Genomic DNA, 5,231 nt, shown 5'->3' on the forward strand with positions numbered 1-5,231 from the left:
GAGCACGGCGCCGACGCGTGACACGTCGCGGATCGCGACATGCTCGCCGCGCAGGTGCGGCAGCACGAAGCGCGTGACGAGCGCGGCGGCCGTCAGCCCGACGATCGAATACAGCCCGAGCTGCACGAGGCCCGGGAATCCAGAAAACAGCATCGACGCGAACCCGCACACGGACGTCAGCACGCCGAGCCGGATCGTCGGCCAGTACGCGGCGACCCATGCGCGCGTCGCGTCGGCCGGGCGAGTCGCGCCGCGCGTGCCGGCCTGCGCCGACTGCACGAACAGGTAGATCGAATAGTCGACGGCTTCGCCGATCAGCGTCGTACCGAAGCCGAGCGTCAGCCCGTGAACCGTGCCGAACGCGAGGCTGACCGCCGCGATGCCCGCCGCGACACCCGTCAGTACCGGCAGCAACCCGAGCGCGAGCGTGCGCGGCGAACGGTACAGCGTCAGCAGCAGTGCGACGATCAGCACGACGCTCGCCGTCGACAGCCGTTCGACGTCGTGCCGGATCGTGTCGCGCGTGTCGACCGAGAACACGCCGGGGCCCGTCATCGCGAGCGTGGTCGCGGCGGCGTTCGGCACGGCCTGCTTCGCAGTGGCGAACGCGCGGCGCACGGTGTCGATCGCGCGGGCCTGCGCATCGGTATCGGAACCGGCGGCGGCCGTCTGCACGACGAGCACCGCGCGCGTGCCGTCGCGCGACGCCCACACGCCGTCGCGGCTCGCCGGTTCCGCCGCGCTGTCGAACTGGTCGACGAGCGTGGCGACTTCACCGGTCGGGTCGCGCGGCAGCATCGCCTTGGCCACGAGGCCGGCCGACGAGCTCAGCAGGTCGAGGCTGTCGCCGAGCGCCTGATGCAGGCCGGCGGCGCTGAAGCGCTGCGGCGTGACGGCCGGGCTCAGCAGGTAGCGGTGATCGAAGATGAACTGGCGATCGCGCGCGTCGTTCGCGGCTTCGCCGTTGTGAACGGCCGCGAACTGCGGATCGGTGCGCAGCGCGCCGGCGACGCGTCGCGACAACGCGGCGCGTGTCGCGGCATCGCCGCCGTCGATCGCGACGAGGATCAGCCGCGACACGATGCCGTCGCGCAACTGGTCGACGAGCACGCGCTGCCCGGCGCTCGGCGCACTCGGCAGGAACGCGGACAGGTCGGCCGTGAAGTGCGCGCGCCCGATCGCGACGCCGCATGCGATGAGCACAAACAGCCACACGAGCACCGCGCGCTGCCGCAGCGCGTGCAGGCGTCGCATGACCGGTGACGACGGGGGCCGGGTGCGATCGTCCATCAGTTCGGGTTCACCGGAACGGGTTGCAGGCGCATCACCGAACGGTCGCCGTCGGCCTGCCGGATCGCGACGCTGCGCAACACGTCGCGCGTGCCGTCGAGCGTGATCGTGCTGACGACCTTCAGCATCCGCGAATCGAGCGGCGTGAGCGTCAGCGTCCAGTCGTCGCCGCGCCCGGCGAGTGCGACCTTGTACACCTGTTCGAGCGCGAAGCGGTTGCCGGCGAGCGTCGCGCGGATGCTGTCGATGAACGCGCCGAGTTCCGGATAGCGTGCGAGCGCGAGCGTGTACTTGCGGTTGTTGCGCTCGACGGTGAGCATGTCGCCGTCGACGACGAGGTGTTCCGGCTTCGGGCTCAGCGTGTGCTTCTCGAGATGATCGGGCGCGACGAATACAAGTTCGCCTGACGATTCGACCGGCTGCGTCGCGATCGACAGGTATTTCGTCTCGGTGAATGTCGCGCGTCCCGACTTGTGCTGCGCGAGCGTCGACATCAGCCGGTCGAGCGTCCACGCCGGTGCCGTGTCGGCCGCCTGCACGGGCGCGGCAGCCAGTGCGATCGCGGTGGGGGTTGCCGCGACAGCGACGGTGACGGCGACGGCCAGCATGCGGACGGCGCGACGCAGCATGGACGGGAGCGTGGGCAGGCGGCGGCGAACGGCGGTCATGCGTCGGAATCCCTCGTGGCGGACAGGCCGGCACCGGCGCGCGCCGCGTCGCTGCGCGCGGTCACGGTCGCGGCATCGCCGCCTTGCCAGAAATCGAAATAGTTGAACCAGTTGTACGGTGCCACGCGGCAGTACTTGTCGAGCAGCGCGACGTAGCGCGCGAGTGCCGCGTCGACGGCCGCCGCGCGTGCGTCGCGCCGCACGTCGGAGAAATCGGCGAGCGTCTCGAAGTGCACATCGTAGCGGTTGCCGTCGCGATAGAGGCCCGTCATGAAGATCACCGGACGCTTCAACATCGCGGCCATGTAGAGCGGCCCGAGCGGGAACGCGGCCGGCGCGCCGAGCAGCGGCAGCCGCCGCAGCGACGCGGCCGCGTCGTCGAGCAGCGTGCGGTCGGCGAGCATGCCGACCATGCAGTTCGCGTCGAGGCGCTCGCGCACCTTCAGCATCGAGTCGACCTGCCCGAGCGGGATCACTTCCGGCTGCGCGGCGGGATTCACCGCGGCGAGCGTCGCGTTGATCTTGCGCGCGTTCTTCTCGTACATCGTCACGACCACGCGCAGGTCCGGGTGCGTGCGGCCGATCGCGCGCACGACCTCGAAGCTGCCGAGGTGCGCGCCCATCAGGAATGCGCCGCGTCCGCCCGCGAGTGCGTCATCGACGAGCGTTTCGCCGTGCAGCCGGATGTCGAACAGGTCGAAGCGCCCGTTCATCAGGTAGATACGATCGTGGATCGTTGCCGCGAACGTGAACACGTGCCGGTACACGTCGCGCCAGCGCGCGGGGCGGCCGAGCACGCGGCGCAGGTAGTCACGCGATGCCGCGCATGCGACTGGCGAGAACAGCACGAAATACGTCGCGATCAGGTGCAGTACGACGCGCGCGCGCTGCCGGCCGAAGCGCAGCGAGATCCACGTCATCGCGCGCAGCAAGCCGGCATTGCTGCGCTCCTGGCGTTCGGCCCACGCGGTGCGCTTCATGGCTGCGCGCCATCCTGCGCGGCCGGCGGCGCAGACAGCACACCGCTCGCGACTTCACGCGCCCCGGCGCGCAGCGTGAAGCGGATCGCGCCGCTTGAGGCCACGTCGTAGGCGAGATCGAGCGGTTCGCCGGGGGCGACCGGGCTCAGGAATTTCGCGGACCCGAGGCGCCACGTGTGCAGCGGGCGGTTCAGCGCCGTGCCGATCGCATGGATCGCGTGATCGAGCAGCACGACGCCCGGCACGACCGGATGGCCGGGGAAGTGGCCGGGCAGCGCGGGGTGACCGGCGGGGATCGTGAATCCGAGCGCGGGCGCGGGCATGCCGGCCGGGGCGCGTACGGGCGTCGGCGCGGCTGCGGTGCGCGCATGTTGCGCAACGAGCGCGGTGAGCACGTCGCGTGGCAGCTTGCCCGTTTCGTTGCGCGGCAGCGCGTCGACGAACACGAGCGGGCGCGGCATGAACGCAGGATCGATCCGTTCGCGCAGCGCGCGCTGCAGGTCGGCTGACGCGAGCGTCGGTGCGACGACCAGCGCGACGAGACGCGTGACCGGTTCGAGCCCCGAGTCGGCGTGTGCGGGCGCGACATCGTCGGGCATGAAGAACACGCCGTCGATCACCTGCGGAATCGCATTGAGCTGATGGTTCAGGTATGCGAGCGACGTGCGCTTGCCGGCGATGTTGACGAGGTCGGCCTTGCGGCCGTGCAGCAGGAACCGGCCGTCGTCGAGCAGTTCGAGCGCATCGCCCATCGGCACGGGCGCCTCGACGTGCCCGCCCGATACCCAGATCGTCGGCTCGCCGTCGTCGCTCTCCGGGTCGTCGCGCGCGTCGAGCCGGATGTCCGGGAACAACGCCCACGTCGCGCCTTGCGACGTGCGGCGCGTGGCGATCTGGCCGGTTTCGGTGCTGCCGTAGATTTCGACGAGCGGCGCGTCGAGCGCGGCCTCGGCTTCGTACGCGAGCTTTTCCGACAGCGGCGCGGTGGCCGACAGCACGAGCGCGGCAGGCGGCAGCGCATGGCCGGCCGCCAGCAGCGCACGCAGGTGGATCGGCGACGTGACGAGCACGCGCGGCTGCGGGATCGCGTCGAGTTCGTCGCGAATGTCGACCGGGTAGAACGGCTGGCGGTTGCTGAACGCGAGGCCGCCGATCAGCGCGAGCAGCACCGTCGACTCGAAGCCGTACATGTGCTGCGCGGGCACCGTGCCGATCAGCGTGGCCGCGCGGCCGTCGAGCAGCCCGAGGCGGTCGGCCGCCGCGCGCACGCAGCCGACCAGGAAGCCCCAGGTCTTGCGGTGCGGCACCGGCGCGCCGGTCGAGCCGGACGTGAACACGTAGGCCATGATCCGCGCCGCATCGATCTGCGGGACGGCGAACGGCGCATCGCTCGCGAGCGCGCCGGGGGCGGCATCGGGGTACGCGAAGCGCGGCAGGTCGATCGCGCAGTCGGGCGCGTCGTGCAGGCAGAACGCGTCGGGCGCGAACGAGGCGAGCTGGCGGACCATTTCCGGCGTGTGCGTCGAGGGCAGCAGGCTGATCTTGCCGGCCACGAGCGCGGCGCACAGGCTGACCGCGAAGCGGTAGCGGTCGCGGCACACATTGAACACGTGGCCGCCGGTGGGCAGCGCGGCGGCCACGCGTGCAACGTCGGCGACGAACGCGCGCACGGTGACGGGCGCGCCGTCGCGCCAGGCGATCGTCTGGTCCGGAGACGAATGAAAAACCAGCGGGTGAGTCGGCATAAATCGGTCAAAACGGGAGCGAAGGCCGGCGCGCCGCATGGCGGCGTCGCGCCGGCCGTGAATTCATCGTGACGGCTGCGATGCGTGGGTCGTCGCGCGATACGCGCGCACCGCATCGACCATGCGCGGCCGTGCTTCGTGCGGCAGTGCGAAGCGCCGGCACGCATGCTCGGCGGCGAACATCACGGCGACGAGCGGCAGCGACAGGTAGTTCGCGAACGTCGACCACGTGACGATCGGCGCGGTCGCGAACAGCAGCGTCGACACGGCGGCGATCGCGACGAAGAACAGCGTCCATGCGAGCGTGATCCGCCGCGTGTAGCGCGCGACGGCCGGCGTGATCGTGCCGTGGATCATCGTCGCGAAGCGCGTGCACAGCGGCACCTGGCCGGCCGCGAGCGTGCGGCCGAACAGCAGCGCCATCGCGAGGTTGAAACTTGCGTGTTCCAGATACAGGCCCCATTCGAAATGCCGGGCGAGCGGCACGCGCGTGGCCCACAGCGCGGCGGCGGCAAGCAGCCACGCCGGCACGAGCCACGCGCGATGCG

Annotated in this window: 5 protein-coding genes; all 5 read right to left on the minus strand. The window is 71.1% G+C overall.

Annotated features, from left to right (window positions below; translation table 11 throughout):
- The coding region (locus G3O00_RS39730; protein WP_206146258.1) for an MMPL family transporter at nt 1-1,290 on the minus strand (1,290 nt) is incomplete at its 3' end.
- Nucleotides 1,290-1,958: an outer membrane lipoprotein carrier protein LolA gene (locus G3O00_RS39735; protein WP_206146259.1), complete on the minus strand. Its 669-nt coding sequence runs from the start codon at nt 1,956-1,958 to the stop codon at nt 1,290-1,292. The genes G3O00_RS39730 and G3O00_RS39735, both read right to left, overlap by 1 nt.
- Nucleotides 1,955-2,938, minus strand: a complete 984-nt coding sequence (locus G3O00_RS39740) for an acyl-CoA synthetase (RefSeq protein WP_206146260.1) — start codon at nt 2,936-2,938, stop codon at nt 1,955-1,957. The genes G3O00_RS39735 and G3O00_RS39740 overlap by 4 nt, the downstream gene beginning before the upstream one ends.
- Complete coding sequence (locus G3O00_RS39745; protein WP_206146261.1) at nt 2,935-4,683, minus strand: acyl-CoA synthetase family protein; 1,749 nt, start codon at nt 4,681-4,683, stop codon at nt 2,935-2,937. Before G3O00_RS39745 ends, G3O00_RS39740 begins: the two co-directional genes overlap by 4 nt.
- Before the next feature lie 63 nt (nt 4,684-4,746).
- The coding region (locus G3O00_RS39750) for a hypothetical protein (protein WP_206146262.1) at nt 4,747-5,231 on the minus strand (485 nt) is incomplete at its 5' end.

Source organism: Burkholderia sp. Ac-20384 (assembly GCF_017104605.1).
GTDB classification, from domain to species: Bacteria; Pseudomonadota; Gammaproteobacteria; order Burkholderiales; family Burkholderiaceae; genus Burkholderia; species Burkholderia lata.

Excerpts from the sequence above, each read along its gene's own strand:
- G3O00_RS39745 (WP_206146261.1), bottom strand. The coding sequence starts at position 4,683 with ATGCCGACTCACCCGCTGGTTTTTCATTCGTCTCCGGACCAGACGATC.
- G3O00_RS39735 (WP_206146259.1), bottom strand. The coding sequence starts at position 1,958 with ATGACCGCCGTTCGCCGCCGCCTGCCCACGCTCCCGTCCATGCTGCGT.
- G3O00_RS39740 (WP_206146260.1), bottom strand. The coding sequence starts at position 2,938 with ATGAAGCGCACCGCGTGGGCCGAACGCCAGGAGCGCAGCAATGCCGGC.